This window comes from Pseudomonas fluorescens group sp. PF-69 (assembly GCF_054481235.1).
The window spans coordinates 1365575-1386206 of the sequence record NZ_JBTMNC010000001.1; the positions used below are offsets into that span (position 1 = coordinate 1365575).

Here is a 20632-nt window from a genome sequence, read left to right on the forward strand (position 1 = left end):
CAGGCATTCCAGAACCTCCCTGAAGGGCTGGAAATCCGGGCCGTAGATATCTGTCGCCTTTTAATCATTATTCTGCGTGAATACCGCGAATCGGGCCGCGTGCGGCCCAGCGGTTACTACCGGTTGAGCACCTTTGAAGACATTTGACCATTTGACCGTCGTCGGTCTGCGCGAGTGGGTGGCGCTCCCGGATTTGGGAGTGGCTGGCCTTCGGGCAAAAATCGACACCGGCGCCAGCACCTCCAGCCTGCATGCCACCGACATCGAGACCTTCGAGCGCGACGGTGAGCAGTGGGTGCGTTTCACGGCGCACCTGGGCACGGTGGTGCAATTGCGTCACCGTCGTTGCGAAGCGCCGCTGGTGACGATGAAAACCATTAAGAGCTCTAACGGTCACGCGCAGGTGCGATACGTGATCAGCACCACCCTGGCGCTCGGTGATCGGGTCTGGCGAGTCCAGTTCACACTCGCTTGTCGCAAATCCATGCGTTATCGCCTGTTACTCGGTTCCAAAGCCCTGATCGACGGCCAGTTGGTGGTCAATCCGGGCATTAAATATGTACAAGACAAGCCGGTGTTCCCGGTATCTACCTCCTCCACAGGTGTTGCATGAAGATCGCTGTGCTGTCGCGGAACCCGCGTCTGTATTCCACCCGTCGCCTGGTCGAAGCCGGTACCGAACGCGGCCATGAAATGGTGGTAGTCGATACCCTGCGCGCCTACATGAACATCGCCAGCCACAAACCGCAGATCCACTACCGCGGCAAACCGCTGGAAGGTTTCGATGCAGTGATCCCGCGCATTGGTGCGTCGGTGACGTTTTATGGTTGCGCAGTGCTGCGCCAGTTCGAAATGATGGGGGTTTTTCCGCTTAACGAATCGGTGGCCATCGCCCGCTCGCGGGACAAACTGCGTTCGCTGCAATTGCTGTCCCGCCGGGGCATCGGTTTGCCGGTGACCGGGTTTGCCCACTCGCCGGACGATATTCCCGACCTGATCGCGATGGTCAACGGCGCGCCGCTGGTGATCAAGGTACTGGAAGGTACCCAGGGCATCGGCGTGGTGCTGTGCGAAACCGCCACGGCGGCGGAGTCGGTGATCGAGGCGTTCATGGGCCTCAAGCAAAACATCATGGTTCAGGAATACATCAAGGAGGCCGGCGGTGCCGACATTCGCTGCTTCGTGGTGGGCGACAAGGTGATTGCCGCCATGAAGCGCCAGGCCAAGCCGGGTGAGTTTCGCTCCAACCTGCATCGCGGCGGCAGTGCCAGCCTGATCAAGATCACGCCGGAGGAGCGCATGACGGCGTTGCGGGCGGCCAAGGTCATGGGACTGGCGGTGGCGGGTGTGGATATCCTGCGCTCCAATCACGGGCCGCTGGTGATGGAGGTGAACTCGTCGCCGGGTCTGGAAGGGATCGAGATCACCACCGGCAAGAACGTGGCGGGGATCATCATCGAGCATCTGGAGAAGAACGGCGGGCCGAACATGACGCGGACCAAAGGAAAAGGCTGATCCTGGAGGCTTGTGGCGGCTGGCAGGCCGCCATCGCGAGCAAGCTCACCCCCACAGGGGATTGCATTCCAATGAGGGAGCGAGCTTGCTCGCGATGGGGCCATCAGCCCCACCGAAGAAATCAGCGCTTAAACCGCATCCCGCGGCAGCATCAACCCCAGCGGCAAGCGCACCCGCGCTTCCAGCCCTCCGCCGGAACGGTTGCGCAATTCAACATTGCCGCCATGCATCGAAGCAATCCGCTTCACGATCGCCAACCCCAAACCGGTGCCCTTCCCGCCCCGTGCACGATCGCCACGGGTGAACGGGTTGAAGATCGCTTCCAGTTCCGCAGGATCGATTCCAGCACCACGATCCATCACGCTCAGCACCACATAAGGCGCGGCGGTGTCCCCGGATACGTATGCCGCCACTTCCACGCCGCTGCCGGCGTGATGCAGCGCGTTGCCAATCAGGTTATTCAACAGTCGCTTCATCGACACCCGACGCAGCGGGAATGGCTGGATCGGCTCCAGACGCAAGCGCACTTTTTCCTCGGTCTGGTTGTACGGCGCGGCGACTTCGCGGACCAGGTCGCTCAGGTCCACCTCTTCCACCGACTCATCGCGACCATCGCGAATGAACGCCAGGAACTGATCGAGAATCGCGTCCATGTCTTCGATGTCGCGAACCATGTCGTCGGTCAGGTCGCTGCGGTCGCCCATCAACTCCAGGGACAAGCGCAAACGGGTCAGTGGCGTACGCAGGTCGTGGGACACCCCGGCCAGCATCAGTTCGCGCTCGCGACCGGCCTGCTCGACATCTTCGGCCATCTGGTTGAAGGCGCGATACACCTCGGTCATTTCACTGGGCGTATCGCTGATCGGCAGACGCACGCTACGACCCTGGCCGAGTTGGCGTGCGGCATAGACGAGGCGCTTCAGAGGCTGATTGAGCTGGCTGACAAAAATCCACGCCGCTGCAGTGGACAGCAAGCCAATGGCGAGAAACCAGCCCAGGACGTTCCAGATTTTCTGGCCGCGCAGCGGATGCGGGTACAGCGGTACTTTCAACCAGCCTTCGCCCAGGCTTGGCGCCCGGACCCACAACGCCGGCGGTGAATGCATGCGCAATCGCACCTCGGTGTCCGCCCCCAGTTCGGCCTGCATCTGCCGCTGGTAGATCTCGCTGTAGGGCCAGTGTTGCTCACCTTCCGGCACGCCGGCACCTACCACCCGTATCAGGGGCACGGCATCGGCGATCTTGTCGCGGTTGTTTTCATCGGCGGCCCAATAGGCGCGCAGTGTCAGGGCGACACCGTGGCTGTACTGACGGTCCACCAGCACGTCTTCGTTCATCAACAGATAAACCAGGGTCAGCGCCTTGGAAAACAGGACGACGATGAGCACCAGCCAAAGGGTGCGGGAGAAGAAGCTCTGGGGGAACCAAACCGGGGTTTTCATGGATAACCGCTACATACTTGCAGGAGCGAGCCATGCTCGCATATTGCGGATCGCGAGTCTGCGGGCGGGATCATATGATCCATCGCCCGTACGACCCGCTCCTACAAATCACCGATCACTTGGTGGCGGTGCCATCCGGAACGAACACGTAGCCTACACCCCAGACCGTCTGGATATAACGCGGCTTGGATGGATCCGGCTCGATCATCCGGCGCAGACGGGAGATCTGCACGTCGATGGAACGCTCCAGGGCATCCCATTCGCGACCACGGGCCAGGTTCATCAGCTTGTCACGGGTCAGCGGCTGACGGGCATTCATCACCAGGGCCTTGAGTACCGCAAACTCACCGGTGGTGAGCATGTGCACTTCTTCACCACGCTTGAGCTCGCGGGTGGCCAGGGACAGTTCGTAGTCACCGAAGGTCACGCTTTCATCTTCGCTGCCCGGTGCGCCTGGTACCGGGGCCGATTGACGACGCAACACAGCCTTGACGCGCGCCATCAGCTCGTCCGGGTTGAATGGCTTGGCCAGGTAATCGTCGGCGCCCAGTTCCAGGCCCTTGATACGGCTCAGCTCATCGCCCTTGGCGGTCAGCATGATGATCGGAATCTGATTGTTCGCGCCGCGCAGGCGGCGGCAGGCGGTCAGGCCGTCTTCGCCGGGCAGCATCAGGTCGAGGACGACCAGGTTGAACACTTCGCGTGCCAGCAGGCGATCCATTTGCTCGGTGTTCGGGACAGCACGGGCGCGGTAGCCCTTGCTGACGAAGAAACGCTCCAGCAGGCTGCTGAGGCCCGGATCGTCGTCAACAATAAGAATTTTCTCGCCTTCAGCAATGTTTGCAGTGCTGCTCATTGGATGCTCCTTTGATCTCGGCGCGCATTATGGCGTAGCTGCCGTTATACGCACCGTGTGCATTGTTAGCAGATTTTTCCTCTACCGCCAGAAAACCGGCCGTTACACCTGCACCCCGCGATGCCCCCTAACGGCAGAACGCTGGTTATAATGCGCGGCCATTTGTGTCAGGCAACATCGGACAGGTACTACAGACAGACGCTATTTATTTTCGTAGCGTTGGCAGTATTTGTTCGATTTCACGGGTCAACGGAGTGCCTGTTGACTCAGGTAGCGGCGCAGGCCAGGCCGCTCAACCAGACTCGCCAAGCCCCTATTTCTGCGCCTGCGAGCCTGCTTTCACGATTTGTCAGGTGGTTTTATGGACAGCATCAACAGCCGCATCGCCGAGGAACTCGGCGTACGCCCACAACAGGTCGAAGCGGCCGTCGCGCTACTCGATGAAGGCTCTACGGTTCCCTTCATCGCCCGTTACCGGAAAGAAGTGACCGGCAGCCTCGATGACACCCAGTTGCGTCATCTGGAAGAGCGTCTGCGCTACCTGCGAGAACTCGACGAACGGCGCATCAGCATCCTGGCCAGCATCCAGGAGCAAGGCAAGCTGACCCCGCAACTCGAGCGTGACATCAAGCTCGCCGACACCAAGACCCGCCTCGAAGACTTGTACCTGCCGTACAAGCAGAAGCGCCGCACCAAGGGCCAGATCGCCCTCGAAGCCGGCCTCGGCGACCTGGCCGACGGCCTGTTCAACGACCCGACACTGACGCCGGATGCCGAAGCCGCACGCTTCGTCGATGCCGAAAAAGGCGTGGTCGATGTTAAGGCCGCCCTCGAAGGCGCCAAGTACATCCTCATGGAGCGCTTCGCCGAGGACGCCGGCCTGCTGGACAAACTGCGCAATTACCTCAAGCAGGAAGCCACCCTCAGTGCCCGCGTGATCGCCGGCAAGGAAGAGGAAGGCGCCAAGTTCCGCGATTACTTCGAACACGACGAACCACTGAAAAGCATGCCGTCGCACCGCGCGCTCGCGATTTTCCGTGGCCGCAACGAAGGCATCCTCAGCTCCGCGCTGAAAGTCGGCGACGAGCTGCCTGGCACCATGCACCCGTGCGAAGGCATGATCGGCCAGCACGTCGGCATCCAGAACCAGAACCGCGCCGCCGACAAATGGCTGGGCGAAGTGGTGCGCTGGACCTGGAAGGTCAAGCTCTACACCCACCTGGAAACCGACCTGCTGGGCGAGCTGCGCGATGGCGCGGAAACCGAAGCGATCAACGTGTTCGCCCACAACCTGCACGACCTGCTGCTGTCGGCTCCGGCCGGCCCGCGTGCCACCCTGGGCCTCGACCCGGGCCTGCGCACCGGTTGCAAGGTCGCCGTGGTCGATTCCACCGGCAAGCTGCTGGATCACGCCACGGTTTATCCGCACGTGCCGCACAACAAATGGGACCAGACCATCGCCGTGCTCGCCGCCCTGTGCGCCAAGCATTCGGTCGATCTGATCGCCATCGGCAACGGCACCGCCAGCCGTGAAACCGACAAGCTGGCCGCTGAACTGATCAAAAAGTACCCGGCCATGAAGATGACCAAAGTCATGGTCTCCGAAGCCGGTGCATCGGTTTACTCGGCGTCGGAACTGGCGTCCAAGGAATTCCCGGACCTGGACGTGTCGATCCGTGGCGCCGTGTCGATTGCCCGCCGCCTGCAAGACCCGCTGGCCGAGCTGGTGAAGATCGATCCGAAATCCATCGGTGTCGGTCAGTACCAGCACGACGTGTCGCAGCTGAAACTGGCGCGCGGCCTGGATGCGGTGGTCGAGGACTGCGTGAACGCCGTGGGCGTGGACGTGAACACCGCTTCCGTGGCGCTGCTGGCGCGCATCTCCGGCCTCAACGCGACCCTGGCGCAGAACATCGTCAGCCACCGCGACGAGCACGGCGCGTTCAAAACCCGGGCCGCGCTGAAGAAAGTCGCGCGCCTGGGCGAAAAAACCTTCGAACAGGCCGCCGGTTTCCTGCGCGTCATGAACGGCGAGAACCCGCTGGATTCGTCCGCCGTGCACCCGGAAGCCTATCCGCTGGTGCAGCGTATCGCGGCTGAAACCGACCGCGACATTCGCTCGCTGATTGGCGATGCCGCGTTCCTCAAGCGCCTCGATCCAAAGAAATACACCGACGAAACCTTCGGCCTGCCGACCGTGACCGACATTCTCCAGGAGCTGGAAAAACCGGGTCGCGATCCACGTCCGGAGTTCAAGACCGCCGAGTTCCAGGAAGGCGTCGAGGACCTCAAGGACTTGCAACTGGGCATGATCCTCGAAGGCGTGGTGACCAACGTGACCAACTTCGGCGCGTTCGTCGACATCGGCGTGCATCAGGACGGTTTGGTGCACATCTCTGCACTATCGGAGAAGTTCATCAAAGACCCACGGGAAGCGGTGAAGGCCGGTGATGTGGTGAAAGTGAAGGTCATGGAAGTCGACATCCCGCGTAAACGCGTGGGCCTGTCGATGCGCATGAGCGACACCCCGGGCGAGAAAATCGACGGTGCCCGTGGTGCACGCCCCGGATCGGCCCCGCGCCAATCCCAGAACACCGCGCCACGCAAGGAAACCACGGCGGCGGCTCCGGCCAACAACGCCATGGCTTCGCTGTTCGCCAACGCCAAGCAGTTGAAGAAACGCTGATGGACATCCCGGCAGGGCTGATCGAAAGCGCGTTTTTCAAGCTGCTGGGCTGCCGCTTGCACAGTCTGGAAACCGGGGTGGCGCAAGTCGCCCTGGCGCTGGAACCACAGCTGCGCAATCGCGGGGGCAAGCTGCACGGTGGGGCCTTGTTCAGTCTGGTGGACATTGCCATGGGGCTGGCCTGTTCCAGCACCCACGGCTTTGACCAGCAGAGCGCGACCATCGAATGCAAGATCAACTACATCCGCGCCGTCGCTGACGGTGAGGTGATGTGCACGGCGCGGGTGATCCACCCGGGCCGGCGCACGCTGGTGGTCGAGGCCGATGTGATGCAAGGCGACAAACTCGTCGCAAAAGCACAAGGCACGTTCGCAGTCCTGTAGCTACGGATCATCGATTTGAGTTAATTTCGGCGCAATGAAACCTGTGGGAGCGAGCTTGCTCGCTCCCACAGGAATTGTGCGGTTATTGACTGACCGGCATATGGCCTGAGCGGCTCCAAAACCAGGCGAAAACGCCAGTTTCCACTTCACCCTTGTAGACCGTCTTGCCCACCCCCATATTGGGGCGACTGACGCGTGAAGGAATCCAACTTGAGCGAACTTCTCAACCGCCGCCTGGCCCTGCTCGGCGAGCGCGCTAACCTCTCTCTGCTCGAACAGTGTCTTCACGGCATCGAACGTGAATGCCTGCGCGTGACCGATGAAGGTCGCCTGGCGCAAACGCCGCACCCGCAAGCATTGGGTTCCGCGCTGACCAACGAACAGATCACCACCGATTATTCCGAATCGCTGCTGGAATTCATCACCCCGGCCCTGCCCGACCCGGCGGACACGCTGGCGAGCCTGGACAAGATTCACCGCTTTGCCTACAGCAAGCTCGGCAACGAGTACCTGTGGAGTCCATCGATGCCGTGCCCGCTGCCGGCCGAGGAAGATATCCCGATCGCCTATTACGGCACGTCCAACATCGGTCAGCTCAAGTACGTCTACCGCAAGGGCCTGGCCCTGCGTTACGGCAAGACCATGCAGTGCATCGCCGGGATTCACTACAACTTTTCCCTGCCGGAAAAACTGTGGCCTCTGCTCAAGCAGGCCGAAGGTTTCGTCGGCACCGACCGCGACTATCAGTCGTCGGCCTACATCGCCCTGATCCGCAACTTCCGCCGCTACAGCTGGCTGCTGATGTACCTGTTCGGCGCATCGCCAGCACTGGACGCCGGTTTCCTGCGCGGTCGTTCGCATCAGTTGGAACAGCTGGATCCGGACACCCTGTACCTGCCGTACGCCACCAGCCTGCGCATGAGTGACCTGGGTTACCAGAGCAACGCCCAGGCCGGCCTGACGCCGTGCTACAACGACCTGAGCAGCTACATCGACAGCCTGCGCACAGCAGTGGCCACGCCCTATGCGCCGTACGTCGAAGTCGGCACCCACAAGGACGGTGAGTGGGTTCAACTCAACACCAACATCCTGCAGATCGAAAACGAGTACTACTCCAACATCCGCCCCAAACGTGTGACCTACACCGGCGAGCGGCCGATCCAGGCGCTGATGGCCCGCGGCATCCAGTACGTTGAAGTTCGCTGCCTGGACATCAACCCGTTCCTGCCGACGGGCATCGATCTCACCGAATCGCGCTTCCTCGACGCTTTCCTGCTGTACTGCGCCCTGAACGACAGCCCGCTGCTGACCAACACCAGTTGCGGCAATGCGACCTCGAACTTCCTCAGCGTGGTCAAGGAAGGTCGCCGTCCGGGCCTGCAACTGCAACGCGATGGTCACCCTGTGGACCTGAAGGAGTGGGCTGCACAATTGCTGGAAAACATCGCGCCACTGGCGGCGATGCTGGATCAGAGCCACGGCGGCGATGCTCACAGCAAGGCGCTGGATGCACAGCTGGCCAAGGTTCAGGACCCGTCCCTGACGCCATCGGCCCAGGTCCTGGCGGCCATGGCCGAGCACAAGGAAAGCTTTGCTCAGTTCTCCCTGCGCCAGAGCCGCGCCCACGCGGAGTTTTTCCGCAGCGAACCATTGCCGGCTGAAGAACAGGCCCGGTTTGAAGAGCTGGCAAGTTCGTCGCTGGCTCAACAGGCGGAGCTGGAACAGAACGAAGTCGGCGATTTCGACGTGTTTGTCGGCTCGTATCAGGCGAGCATCCTGGCGATCAGCAACTGACATCAGAAGGTCCTTGGGACCTTATCGCGAGCAAGCTCGCTCCCACGGTGGTCTTTCAGTGTTGCCACAACTGTGCAAACACCGGTGAGCACTGTGGGAGCCTGCTCGCGATTGACCGCGCAGCGACTACGCTTAGATTTTTCCGCTAATAAGCTCATTCGAAAAAGTTATTTATTTTCGAATTCTTATATCATTTAGTCTCCTTTCACGCCGACTCTCGGTCGCCTGACAAGGAGCTTCTCGATGAAACTGCATTTCCCTCTTCGCCTGCTGGCGGCCGCTTCTTTGGCGGCAGCGAGCTTCTTTGCCCAGGCGGCTGACGTGACTGTCGCCTACCAGACCACCGTTGACCCGGCGAAAGTCGCCCAGGCCGACGGCGCTTATGAAAAAGCCACCAAGGCCGACATCAGCTGGCGCAAATTCGATAACGGTGCCGACATCATTGCCGCCATCGCCTCCGGCGACGTGCAGATCGGCTACCTCGGTTCCAGCCCCCTGACGGCGGCCATTACCCGCAAAGTCCCGGTGGAAACCTTCCTCATCGCCACCCAGATCGGCGCCGCCGAAGCGCTGGTGGCCCGTGATGGTTCCGGGATCAAGACCCCACAAGACCTGATCGGCAAGAAAATCGCCGTGCCATTCGTTTCCACCGGCCACTACAGCCTGCTGGCCGCGCTGAAGCACTGGAACATCGATCCGTCGAAAGTCACCGTTCTCAACCTCGCTCCGCCCGCCATCATCGCTGCATGGAAACGCGGTGACATCGACGCCACCTACGTATGGGACCCGGCCCTGGGCGTCGCCAAGGAAAACGGCAAGGTGCTGATCACCTCCGGCGAACTGGCCAAGTTCGGCGCGCCGACCTTCGATGCCTGGATCGTGCGTAAGGATTTCGCCGAGAAGCACCCGGAAATCGTCACCGCGTTCGCCAAAGTCACCCTGGACGCCTACGCCGACTACCGCAAAGACCCGAAAGCCTGGCTGGCCAATCAAGGCAACGTCGACAAGCTTGTAAAACTGTCCGGCGCCAAGGCCAGCGATATTCCGCTGCTGCTGCAAGGCAACGTTTATCCGCTGGCGGCTGATCAGGTCATCACCCTGGGCGCACCGACCACCAAGGCCATCACCGACACCGCCGCATTCCTCAAGGAACAAGGCAAGGTCGAGGCTGTGCTGCCGGACTACGCGCCGTACGTCAGCGCCAAGTTCATCACCCACTGATCGGGAGTTCATCGCCATGGCCTTGCTACAGCTGGAGCGCATCAGCGCACAGTACCCTGGCAGCCCGGAACCGGTGCTGGCGGATATTTCCCTGACCCTGGGGCCCCGGCAATTGCTGGTCGCCCTCGGCCCGTCCGGCAGTGGCAAGACTTCGCTGTTGAACCTGATTGCCGGATTCGTCGAACCCAGCGCCGGGCGCATCACCCTCGACGGCGTGCCGGTCAAAGGCCCGAGCGCCGAACGCGGCGTGGTGTTCCAGGATGACGCCCTGCTGCCTTGGCAGGACGTGCTGGCCAACGTCGGCTTCGGTCTGGAACTGGCCGGCATCCCTCGGGACAAACGCGAAATCCGCGCCCGGGAAATGCTGGCGCTGGTGGACCTTTCCGGCTTTGAAAACCGCCGCATCTGGCAGCTGTCCGGTGGGCAGAAGCAGCGCGTCGGCCTGGCCCGCGCCCTTGCTGCCGACCCACGTGTTCTATTGATGGACGAACCCTTTGGCGCCCTCGACGCGTTCACCCGCGAGCAGATGCAGGAACTGCTGCTGCAAGTCTGGCGGCGCACGGCCAAACCGGTGTTCCTGATTACCCACGACATCGAGGAAGCGGTGTTCCTCGCCACCGACCTGATTCTGCTGGCGCCCAATCCGGGGCAAATCGTCGAGCGCCTGAGCCTGGACTTCGGTCAGCGTTACGCGGCCGGCGAGTCGGCACGGGCGATCAAATCCGACCCGCGCTTTATCGAAACCCGCGAACACGTGCTCGCCAGAGTCTTCTCCCAACGCAGCGCCGCCCAGCGGCAGGAGCGCGCATGAGCAGCTATGAAATTCCGGCCGTTGCGGTAAAACCCGGCACTTCGGTGATTCCGCTTCGTCGCAGTTTGAGCACCCGCTGGATCAGCGTGCTGACGCTGATCGCCCTCGTGGTCATCTGGTGGGCCGTGACGGCGACCGGCTTGATTGAACCCTTGTTCCTGCCGCCACCGTCCGCCGTCCTGCAAAAAGGCTGGTTGCTGGCCACCAGCGGCTACATGGATTCGACCTTGTGGCAGCACCTGGGCGCGAGCCTCAGCCGCATCGGCCTGGGCCTGGGCTTCGCGGTGCTGACCGCCGTACCGGTCGGTATCGCCATCGGCCACAACCGCATCGCTCGCGGCGTTCTCGATCCGCTGATCGAGTTCTACCGCCCGATTCCACCGCTGGCCTATCTGCCGCTGATCGTGATCTGGTGCGGCATCGGCGAGCTGTCGAAAGTGCTGTTGATCTACCTGGCCATTTTCGCCCCGATCGCCATTGCCACCGCCACCGGCGTGCGAACCGTCGACCCGGCGAAATTGCGCGCCGCGCAGTCGTTGGGCGCGACCCGTGCGCAGTTGATTCGCCATGTAATTCTGCCGAGCGCGTTGCCGGACATTTTGACCGGCGTGCGCATTGGCCTGGGTGTGGGCTGGTCGACACTGGTCGCCGCCGAACTGATCGCCGCCACCAGCGGCCTGGGCTTCATGGTGCAGTCGGCCGCGCAGTTCCTGGTCACCGATGTGGTGGTCCTGGGGATTCTGGTGATCGCGCTGATTGCCTTTGCCATGGAGATGGGCCTGCGCGCCCTGCAACGCAAACTGGTGCCATGGCACGGCCAGGCTCACTAAAAACTGCCCTGTGAAAAACCTGTGGGAGCGAGCTCTCCCACAGGAGTCAACACTCAGAATTGAAGAGAACCCTCATGAGCCACCTGACCATCGTCCCCTTAAGCTCCGCCCTCGGTGCGCAGATCAGCGGCGTCGACATCAGCCAGCCGCTGAACCTGGAACGGCGTGACGCCATCGAGCAAGCGCTGCTCAAGCATCAGGTGCTGTTCTTCCGCGACCAACCGATCACGCCACAGCAGCAAGCGCGTTTCGCGGCCAATTTCGGTGACCTGCACATTCACCCGATCTACCCGAACGTACCGGAACAACCGGAAGTCCTGATCCTCGACACCGCCGTCACCGACGTGCGCGACAACGCGATCTGGCACACCGACGTGACCTTCCTGCCCACCCCGGCGATGGGCGCGGTGCTCAGCGCCAAGCTGTTGCCGGAGTTCGGCGGCGACACCCTGTGGGCCAGCGGGATCGCAGCGTACGAAGCCTTGTCGGCACCAGTGAAAGCCTTGCTCGAAGGGCTGACCGCCACTCACGACTTCACCCGTTCCTTCCCGCTGGAGCGCTACGGCAATACGCCGGAAGCACTGGTGCAGTGGGAAGAAGCACGACGCAAGAATCCGCCGCTGTCGCATCCGGTGATCCGTACCCACCCGGTGAGCGGACGCCGTTCGTTGTTCGTCAATGAAGGCTTCACGTCGAAGATCAACGAACTGTCGGAAACCGAAAGCGAGGCGATTTTGAAGTTCCTCTTCGCCCACGCCACCCGGCCGGAATTCACCATTCGCTGGCGCTGGCAGAAAGACGACATCGCGTTCTGGGATAACCGCGTGACACAACATTACGCGGTGGACGATTACCGGCCGGCGCGGCGGGTGATGCAGCGCGCGACGGTGTTGGGGGATGTGCCGTTTTTTCGCTGAACTCCAAGTGCGTTGTTGATTGTCCCGGCCCCATCGCGAGCAGGCTCGCTCCCACACTGGCTCTGTGTTGACCAAAATTTTGCGGTCAACCGCTAGCCCTGTGGGAGCGAGCCTGCTCGCGATAAGGACGGAGCAGACGCCAGAAGACCTGGCTGACGGTTATTCAGCCGTCGAAGGCTTCTCCCACAAATTGATCCCACCCTCCTGGGCAAACCGGTCGATCTCCGCCAGCTCCTGCTCACTGAAACTCAAATTCTTCAACGCCCCGACGTTCTCGATAATCTGCTCCGGCCGGCTCGCCCCGATCAGCGCCGAGGTCACGCGCGGGTCGCGCAGGGTCCAGGCCAGGGCCAGTTGCGCCAGACTCTGGCCGCGACGCTTGGCGATCTCATTAAGCGCACGCACGTGGGCAATGTTGGCCTCGGACAGGTGCGAAGCCTGCAACGAACCACCGCCCGGTCGGTTGACCCGCGCATCCGCCGGTACGCCGTTGAGGTACTTGTCGGTCAGCAAACCCTGGGCCAGAGGTGTGAACGCAATCACACCCGTGCCGAGTTCGTCGGTGGTATCGAGCAGGTCTTTTTCCACCCAGCGATTGAGCAGGTTGTAGGCCGGTTGGTGAATCAACAAAGGCACTTTCCACTCTTTGAGCAGGGCCGCCATTTCGCGGGTTTTCACCCCGGAATAGGACGAGATGCCGATGTACAGCGCCTTGCCCTGTTGCACGGCGGTGGCGAGCGCACTGGCGGTTTCCTCCAGCGGGGTGTCCGGGTCGAAACGGTGGGAATAGAAAATGTCCACGTAGTCCACGCCCAGGCGCTGCAGGCTCTGGTCGAGGCTGGCCAGCACGTACTTGCGCGAACCGCCGCCCTGGCCGTAAGGCCCCGGCCACATGTCCCAACCGGCCTTGCTGGAGATGATCAGCTCATCGCGGTATTGCTTGAAGTCTTCGCGCAGCAAACGCCCGAAGTTGATCTCGGCGCTGCCGTAGGGCGGGCCGTAGTTGTTGGCCAGGTCGAAATGGTTGATGCCCAGGTCAAACGCGGTGCGCAACAACGCACGCTGGGTATCGATCGGCGTGCTGTCGCCGAAGTTGTGCCACAGGCCCAGGGACAGCGCCGGCAGCACCAGCCCGCTGCGGCCCACGCGGCGGTAAGGAATGGAGTCGTAGCGGTTTTCGGCAGCGGTGTAAGTCATCGAATCCTCTCTTGTCTGTCTTGAATCTGGTATCGACTGCTTCGCCAGTCGCCCAGCATACGCCCAGACAAACGCCAATAAACCCCGAACTCGGTTAATGGCTGAAACGTTTCACAGATTTCATCTTCAGCATGATGACGACTGCGGCAGGCGACGATCTTTTGATCTTTACCTCGCCCCCGCAAACACCTCCCCCAACCAATCCACAAACACCCGCACCCGTGGCGACAGGTGTCGGTTGTGGGGATAAAGCACTGATACCGGCATCGGCGGCGGGGGTGTATCGGTGAGGACTTCCTTCACCAGGCCCTGGGCGATTTGGGTTTCCATCCGGTAATGCGGGCACTGGATAATCCCCAGTCCCGCAATCGCCGAGGCGGCGTAGATTTCTGCGCCAAACACCGAAATGCCGCCCTCGATGGCCACTTCCTTGAGCTCGCCCTCGACCATGAATTCGAACGGGAACAACTTGGCGGTGCTGCGGGAAACGTAGTTCACCGCCCGGTGGTTTTTCAGGTCGGCGAGGCTTTGCGGTTCGCCGTATTGGCGCAGGTAGGCGGGGCTGGCGCAGGTGATCTGACGCAGGCTGGCAACGCGTTTGCCGATCAGGGTCGAGTCGCCCAGGGTGCCGGCGCGCAGCACGCAGTCGACGCCTTCGGCAATCAGGTCGACAAAGCGGTCGGCCTCGCTGATCGACAGTTCGATGTCCGGGTATCGCGCCATGAATGGCGGCAGGGCCGGGATCACGAAATGTTTGGCCAAGGTACCGTGCAGGTCGACCCGCAAGCGGCCTTTCGGCGCCACGCCACGAAACGCCAGCTCAGCCTCTTCCAGCTCCGCCAGCAACTGCACGCAACGCGGGTAATACGCCTCGCCATCCAGGGTCGGACGCACCTTGCGCGTGCTGCGCTCCAGCAAACGCGTGCCCAGCCAGGCTTCGAATTGGTTCAGCGTGTGGGTCAGGGTTGCGCGCGGCAGGTTCAGGTCATCCGCCGCCAAGGTGAAGCTGCTGCGCTCATAAATACGCACGAACACCTTCATCGCTTTGACTTGATCCACGCTGAACTCCTGACGCTCGATTGTTGGCGAATATTGAACAGTCAAGGCAACTCTCGTGCATTTATCGCCCTGAGTAAACATGTGAAATTGGCGCCACGCCCCCATCAACAGGAACCCTCCCCATGACTACCCAGACTTCGAAAGTTGCCATCGTGACCGGCGCCTCCCGCGGCATCGGCGCGGTCATTGCCAAACAACTGGCCGGCGAAGGTTTTGCCGTCGCCATCAATTACGCCAACAGCGCCACCGAAGCGTCCAGACGGGTGGTGGAATTGCGTCAGGCCGGCCATCAGGCCATCGCGGTCAAGGCGGATGTGGCCAACGCCGAGGACGTTCGCCGGATGTTCGACGAGACCGAAACACAGCTGGGCAAGGTCGATGTACTGGTCAACAACGCCGGCATTCTCAAGGTCATGCCACTGGCGCAACACAGCGATGAATTGTTCGAGCAGACCTTCAACATCCACGCGCGCGGCACCTTCAACACCCTGCGGGAAGCGGCCACGCGCCTGAACGACGGCGGGCGGATCATCAACTTCTCCAGCAGCACCGTCGGCCTGAACCTGCCGGGTTACGCCGTGTACATCGCCAGCAAAGCGGCGGTGGAATCCCTGACCCAGGTGTTCGCCAAGGAAATGCGCGGTCGCAACATCACCGTCAATGCGGTGGCACCGGGCCCGGTGGCGACTGACCTGTTCCTGCACGGCAAGAGCGAAGAACAGATCCAGGCCTTCGCCAAAATGGCGCCGCTGGAGCGCCTGGGTCAGCCGGAAGATATTGCCCGAGTGGTGTCGTTTCTGGTCGGGCCGGATTCATCCTGGGTCAACGGTCAGATACTGCGGGTCAATGGTGGGTTGGTTTAAGGGCCGGGTTCGCCTGGCCTATGCTCAGTAGTGGTATTGATGACTTGGCTTGCGCTGACACTGCGGCGACCCCAATCGCGAGCAAGCTCGCTCCCACAGGGATCGAGGTGATCTTTGTGGGAGCGAGCCTGCTCGCGATCGCGGTTTGTCAGGCATTGCTTATCTTTCGGACGGAACACAGCCCATGCACACCACCATCATCATCACCTTCGGCCTGATCCTCCTGGCGCTGATGCTGTTCATCGGCGAGAAAATCGGCTTCACTCGCCAGACCCTGGCCTACGGTTTTGTCGCGCTGTGGCTGACGCTCACATTGATCAACTCCGCGGTCGGCATGGTTCACGCCGGCCAGCCATTGAGCACCGAAGTGGTGGTCGGCACCGTGGTGTTCAGCGTCCCGGTGGCGGCGCTGGTGTTGTTCATGGTGCTGACCAGCGAAACCTGAGCCCCCGATCAGCGCACCAGATGCAGGAACTGCATGTGCCGCTCGTACTGATCAAGGATGTCGTTGATGATCTGCTCCTTGGTGTAGCCCACCAGATCGTAGTTCTGACTGCCCTCGCTCAAATGCACTTCGGCCCGGTAATAACGACGGTTGTTGAGCTCCTTGGAGCCCATGCCGCCACGGGCAAATGACGGCGTGAAGTAGCCACGCATCTGCACCTGATAGATAAACGGATGCTCGTCACCGTGACCGATTTCCAGGCTGACGTTGTCATTGGCCGGGTCCGGCTGCGTGATGACCTTCAGGCCCTTTTCGACGAACACCGCCGAGACTTCTTCAATGGCCGGGCGCACCGTCGAATCGAGGAAGCGATAGACCTCGTCCCGCGACGGGAAATGCACCGCCTGACTCAAGCGCTGACGCCAGCCGCCACGCCGCGAGCCGGACACCGGCGCCAGGGAATGCAGCTGCGCGATCTGCTTTTGCGATTCGAGATAAAACGCTTTGTGCAGCCCCCACATCATCAACAGCAGAATCAGCGAGAACGGCAGCGAGGTCAGCACCACCGCCGATTTCAGTGCATCGATGCTGCCGGAGAACAGCAGCGCACTGGTCACCAGCGCGGTCATCGCGCCCCAGAACACCCGCAGCCATTTCGGCCCGTCTTCGTCCGGGTTGCCACCCTTGGCGGACAGCGTCGACAACACCACCGTGCCGGAGTCGGCGGACGTCACGAAGAACACGAAGCTGATGAACACCGTGACCGCAATCACGGTCTTGCTCCACGGGTAGGTTTCCAGCAGCAGGTAGAGGGTCATCGACGGGTTATCGATGGCCGACATGCCCAGCGCACTCATGCCGTGGTTGAGCACTTGGTCGATGGCGCTGTTGCCGAAGATCGACATCCACGCCAGGGTGAAACCGAGGGGGATCAGCAGCACGCCGAAGACGAATTCGCGGATGGTGCGGCCGCGGGAAATCCGCGCGATGAACAGCCCCACGAACGGCGACCAGGCAATCCACCAGGCCCAGTAGAACACCGTCCAGCCGCCGAGCCAGTCGCTGGGTTTGTCGTAGGCATACAGGTCGAAACTTTTCATCGGCAAGGCGCCGAGGTAGTCGCCGATGTTCTGGATCAAGGTGTTGAGCAGATGCTGCGTCGGGCCGGCGAACAACACGAACAGCAGCAACGCGCAGGCCAGCAGCATGTTGATGTCGGACATGACCCGCACACCCTTGTCGACGCCGGATACGGCAACGATGATCGCCGCCCCCATCATCAGGGTGATCAGGCCGACCTGAATCCACTGGGTGTGGGCGATGCCGAACAGGTAGTCCAGACCCGAGTTGAGGTGCAGCACGCCAAAGCCCATGTCCGCACCGAGACCGAACACCGTGGCGATGATGCCGAAGCCATCCACCGCGTAGCCGATCGGCCCGTTGATGCGCTTGCCAATCAGCGGATACAGCGCCGAACGCAGGGCCAGCGGCAGGTTATGGCGGTAGGCGAAATAGGCCAGCGCCATGCCGACGAAAGCGAACACACCCCAGCCGTGCAGGCCCCAGTGCAGGAACAGAATCTGCATCGCCTGACGCGCCGCATCGGCCGTGCGGGCCTCGCCTTGGGGCGGTTGCAGCATGTGGGTCAGCGGTTCAGACACACAAAAGAAAAACAGGGTGATGCTGATGCCGGCGGCGAACAACATGCCGGCCCAGGACAGGTAGCTGAACTCGGGCTCGTCGTGGTCGGCACCGAGCTTGATCTTGCCGTAGCCGGACAAGGCGGTGACCACCACGAAGACCAGATACAGCGTCATCGCCAGCATGTAGTACCAGCCGACCGTATTGGCCGCCCAGTTTTGCGCCGCCAGCAACCAGGCACCGGCCTGTTCAGGCAAGGCGATCACCACGACGCCGAACAGCAGAATGAAACTCGCCGCGAAGTAGAACACCGGCGGATTCATGCGGACCAGGCCGCTTGGAGGGAGGGACGATGCACTCATGAACGGTGCACCTCGAAGGGGTAAAACGTGGCTGTAGAAATCGGACTCAGCAAAGGCAAGCCTCCTGTTGTGAGCGGGCGGCGAACCACCGGTTTAACTTGAATGAACGTTCAATTTAAACATGGATAGGGTGCTAAGGACTAATCGCAGGGCTCGGCGGTCGTTTTCCTGTGCCCGTTCAAGGGAGGGTATGAGGCAGGATTAAATCAAAGCCGTCAGCTCGATTCGGCATGAAATCCAATCGCGAGCCAGCTCTCTCCCACCGTGGTTCTTCAGTGAACACCATGACGGTGAACACCCGAGAATCCTGTGGGAGCGAGCTTGCTCGCGATGAGGGCCTGTCAGTCAGCCAGACTTTCTGGAATTACTTCTGCGCCCCATCGTCATGCTGCAGATTCGCCTGAGTCACGTTGCTGCCCGCCGGCACGCTGCGGGTCAGCCAGACGTTGCCGCCAATGGTCGACCCCTTGCCGATGGTGATCCGCCCCAGAATCGTCGCGCCGGCATAGATCACCACGTCATCCTCGACAATCGGGTGACGCGGCTGGCCCTTCTGCAGCTGACCGTCTTCGTCCGCCGGGAAGCGCTTGGCGCCCAGGGTCACGGCCTGATAAATCCGCACGCGCTCGCCAATGATGGCGGTCTCGCCGATCACTACGCCGGTCCCGTGGTCGATGAAGAAACTGCGACCGATTTGCGCGCCGGGGTGAATGTCGATGCCGGTGGCCGAGTGGGCGATTTCCGCGCTGATCCGCGCCAGCAACGGCAACCCGGCGCGATACAAATGGTGGGCCAGGCGATGGTGAATCACCGCCAGAATCCCCGGATAGCACAGCAATACTTCATCGACGCTGCGCGCCGCCGGGTCACCGTGATAGGCGGCCAGAACGTCGGTGTCCAGCAGGCTGCGCAACCCCGGCAACGCGAGGGCGAAGTCCTGGATGATCTGGAGGGTCCTGGCCTCGACCTCGGTGTCGACCTGGGCACTGTGGCGCGCGGCATAGCGCAATTCGAGCCGTGCCTGAGCCAGCAAGGCGTTCAAGGCGACGTCGAGGGTATGGCCGACGTAGAAGTCTTCACTTTCCTCGCGCAGATCCACCGGCCCCAGGCGCATCGGAAACAGCGCGCCGCACAGAGCTTCGAGAATCTCCGCCATGGCGGCGCGGGACGGTAACTCGCGCCCTCCCTGCTCGGTGCTGGCACGGCCGTTTTGCGCGCGCCACTGGTCACGGGCCGTGCGCAGCTGGCTGACGATGCTCTGCAATTGCCAATGGCTGGAACGCTCACTCACGGTAAAAACTCCTCTCGGGCGGCCGGACAGTCTGGCCGCGTCACCGGCAATTACTGTACGGCAAGGTCTGCGAGCCAAATTAAGAACCAATTGTGCTGTGTTAAGCACTGTTGGCTATAAGCGATTGGAGGCTCGCGGTTGCCCCTTCAAATAGGCGTGCCTATAGTCCACACATCTCCCACCGCCAGTACGGAACCATGTTCAATCAAGAGCCGTTCAATCAAGCGCCGATCAAACAACAGCTTGCCCGCTTTAACCGTCTCGACCTGCTCGGTCAGCCCACCGCCCTGGAAAAACTCGAACGCCTGTCGACCTGGCTGGGCCGCGACGTCTATGTCAAACGCGATGACCTGACCCCACTGGCCATGGGCGGCAACAAACTGCGCAAACTCGAGTACCTGGCCGCCGATGCCCTGGCGCAAGGTGCCGACACCTTGATCACCGCAGGCGCGATTCAGTCCAACCATGTGCGCCAGACCGCCGCCATTGCCGCCAAACTGGGCCTGGGCTGTGTAGCGCTGTTGGAAAATTCCCTCGGCACCGACGACGCCAACTACCTCGGCAATGGCAATCGGCTGTTGCTGGACCTGTTCGATGCCAAGGTCGAGCTGGTGGAAAACCTCGACAATGCCGACGAGCAATTGCACGCCCTGGCCGCTCGCTTGCGCAGCAATGGCAAAAAACCGTATCTGGTGCCGATTGGCGGCTCCAATGCGCTGGGCGCCCTGGGTTATGTGCGTGCCGGGTTGGAACTGGCGGAACAGATCAAGGACACCGGCCTGAAGTTCGCCGCCGTCGTCCTGGCCTCCGGCAGCGCCGGGACCCACAGCGGCCTGGCATTGGCCCTGAGTGAAGCACTGCCGGATTTGCCAGTCATTGGCGTCACGGTGTCCCGTAGCGATGAGGACCAGCGGCCGAAGGTACAGGGCCTGGCTGAGCGGACCGCCGAGCTGCTGGGTGTGAACCTGCCGAAGAGCTTCAAGGTCGAGTTGTGGGACGAGTATTTCGCGCCGCGCTACGGCGAACCGAATGCCGGGACACTGGCGGCAGTGAAGCTGGTGGCGAGTCAGGAAGGCCTGCTGCTCGACCCGGTCTACACCGGCAAGGCCATGGCCGGGTTGCTTGATGGCATCGGTCGTCAACGCTTCGACGAAGGCCCGATCATCTTCCTGCACACCGGTGGGGCGCCGGCGTTGTTTGCCTATAAGGACTTTCTGTAACCGTGAAGAGCAAAAGATTGCAGCCGCAGGCTGTGATCTTTTTCACGACGCGCAAATATTCCTTTAGGGAATAACAAAAATATTATTGATTATTTTCTA

The 20632-nt window shown here is 61.6% G+C and carries 18 protein-coding genes; 12 read left to right on the forward strand and 6 right to left on the reverse strand.

What is annotated here, in order from left to right; all coding sequences use genetic code 11:
* The first annotated feature begins 133 nt into the window (after positions 1-133).
* Both rimB and rimK read left to right on the forward strand, forming a co-directional pair.
* Positions 134-613, forward strand: coding sequence for a retropepsin-like aspartic endopeptidase RimB (rimB, locus tag ACX3YF_RS06175; protein ID WP_047536237.1), 480 nt, complete (start codon positions 134-136; stop codon positions 611-613).
* Entirely contained in the window at positions 610-1515 is a 906-nt protein-coding gene (gene rimK, locus ACX3YF_RS06180; RefSeq protein ID WP_130208427.1) for a 30S ribosomal protein S6--L-glutamate ligase, read from the forward strand. The genes rimB and rimK overlap by 4 nt, the downstream gene beginning before the upstream one ends.
* A 128-nt stretch (positions 1516-1643) precedes the next feature.
* On the opposite strand, the gene ACX3YF_RS06185 is transcribed toward rimK, so the two are convergent.
* Positions 1644-2957 carry an ATP-binding protein gene (locus tag ACX3YF_RS06185; RefSeq protein ID WP_103406042.1) on the reverse strand — a complete coding sequence of 438 codons (1314 nt, stop codon included), beginning with the start codon at positions 2955-2957 and terminating at the stop codon, positions 1644-1646.
* A 115-nt stretch (positions 2958-3072) separates the two neighbouring features.
* Entirely contained in the window at positions 3073-3813 is a 741-nt protein-coding gene (gene ompR, locus ACX3YF_RS06190) for an osmolarity response regulator transcription factor OmpR (RefSeq protein WP_047536233.1), read from the reverse strand.
* A 361-nt stretch (positions 3814-4174) separates the two neighbouring features.
* On the opposite strand from ompR, the gene ACX3YF_RS06195 reads away from it, so the two are divergent.
* The 7 genes from ACX3YF_RS06195 to tauD all read left to right on the forward strand — a co-directional run bounded on the left by ACX3YF_RS06195 (position 4175) and on the right by tauD (position 12455).
* A complete protein-coding gene (locus ACX3YF_RS06195) occupies positions 4175-6499 on the forward strand; it encodes a Tex family protein (protein ID WP_196585043.1) in 2325 nt (774 codons plus the stop codon).
* Positions 6499-6882 carry a PaaI family thioesterase gene (locus ACX3YF_RS06200; protein ID WP_130208423.1) on the forward strand — a complete coding sequence of 128 codons (384 nt, stop codon included), beginning with the start codon at positions 6499-6501 and terminating at the stop codon, positions 6880-6882. The genes ACX3YF_RS06195 and ACX3YF_RS06200 overlap by 1 nt, the downstream gene beginning before the upstream one ends.
* A 210-nt stretch (positions 6883-7092) precedes the next feature.
* Positions 7093-8676, forward strand: coding sequence for a glutamate--cysteine ligase (gene gshA / locus ACX3YF_RS06205; protein WP_458973545.1), 1584 nt, complete (start codon positions 7093-7095; stop codon positions 8674-8676).
* 243 nt (positions 8677-8919) lie between these two features.
* A complete protein-coding gene (tauA, locus tag ACX3YF_RS06210) occupies positions 8920-9897 on the forward strand; it encodes a taurine ABC transporter substrate-binding protein (protein WP_103406045.1) in 978 nt (325 codons plus the stop codon).
* A 16-nt stretch (positions 9898-9913) separates the two neighbouring features.
* Complete coding sequence (gene tauB / locus ACX3YF_RS06215) at positions 9914-10708, forward strand: taurine ABC transporter ATP-binding subunit (RefSeq protein WP_130208419.1); 795 nt, start codon at positions 9914-9916, stop codon at positions 10706-10708.
* Positions 10705-11538: a taurine ABC transporter permease TauC gene (gene tauC / locus ACX3YF_RS06220; protein ID WP_454837649.1), complete on the forward strand. Its 834-nt coding sequence runs from the start codon at positions 10705-10707 to the stop codon at positions 11536-11538. Before tauB ends, tauC begins: the two co-directional genes overlap by 4 nt.
* 74 nt (positions 11539-11612) lie before the next feature.
* Positions 11613-12455, forward strand: a complete 843-nt coding sequence (tauD, locus tag ACX3YF_RS06225) for a taurine dioxygenase (protein ID WP_448645562.1) — start codon at positions 11613-11615, stop codon at positions 12453-12455.
* 159 nt (positions 12456-12614) lie between these two features.
* On the opposite strand, the gene mgrA is transcribed toward tauD, so the two are convergent.
* Both mgrA and ACX3YF_RS06235 read right to left on the reverse strand, forming a co-directional pair.
* Positions 12615-13652, reverse strand: coding sequence for an L-glyceraldehyde 3-phosphate reductase (mgrA, locus tag ACX3YF_RS06230; RefSeq protein ID WP_047536211.1), 1038 nt, complete (start codon positions 13650-13652; stop codon positions 12615-12617).
* A gap of 168 nt (positions 13653-13820) precedes the next feature.
* Complete coding sequence (locus ACX3YF_RS06235; protein ID WP_130208411.1) at positions 13821-14711, reverse strand: LysR family transcriptional regulator; 891 nt, start codon at positions 14709-14711, stop codon at positions 13821-13823.
* Positions 14712-14833: 122 nt separating this feature from the next.
* On the opposite strand from ACX3YF_RS06235, the gene ACX3YF_RS06240 reads away from it, so the two are divergent.
* Positions 14834-15574 carry an SDR family oxidoreductase gene (locus ACX3YF_RS06240; protein WP_196585037.1) on the forward strand — a complete coding sequence of 247 codons (741 nt, stop codon included), beginning with the start codon at positions 14834-14836 and terminating at the stop codon, positions 15572-15574.
* 184 nt (positions 15575-15758) lie between these two features.
* Positions 15759-16019, forward strand: coding sequence for a hypothetical protein (locus tag ACX3YF_RS06245; protein ID WP_458973546.1), 261 nt, complete (start codon positions 15759-15761; stop codon positions 16017-16019).
* Positions 16020-16027: 8 nt separating this feature from the next.
* On the opposite strand, the gene betT is transcribed toward ACX3YF_RS06245, so the two are convergent.
* Together betT and epsC are read right to left on the reverse strand one after the other, a co-directional pair.
* Complete coding sequence (gene betT, locus ACX3YF_RS06250) at positions 16028-17983, reverse strand: choline transporter BetT (RefSeq protein WP_458974832.1); 1956 nt, start codon at positions 17981-17983, stop codon at positions 16028-16030.
* Between the two features lie 403 nt (positions 17984-18386).
* Positions 18387-19313 carry a serine O-acetyltransferase EpsC gene (gene epsC / locus ACX3YF_RS06255; protein WP_047536188.1) on the reverse strand — a complete coding sequence of 309 codons (927 nt, stop codon included), beginning with the start codon at positions 19311-19313 and terminating at the stop codon, positions 18387-18389.
* 197 nt (positions 19314-19510) lie between these two features.
* Here epsC and ACX3YF_RS06260 point away from each other — a divergent pair, with 197 nt between their 5' ends.
* Entirely contained in the window at positions 19511-20533 is a 1023-nt protein-coding gene (locus ACX3YF_RS06260; RefSeq protein ID WP_458973547.1) for a D-cysteine desulfhydrase, read from the forward strand.
* Positions 20534-20632: the final 99 nt, after the last annotated feature.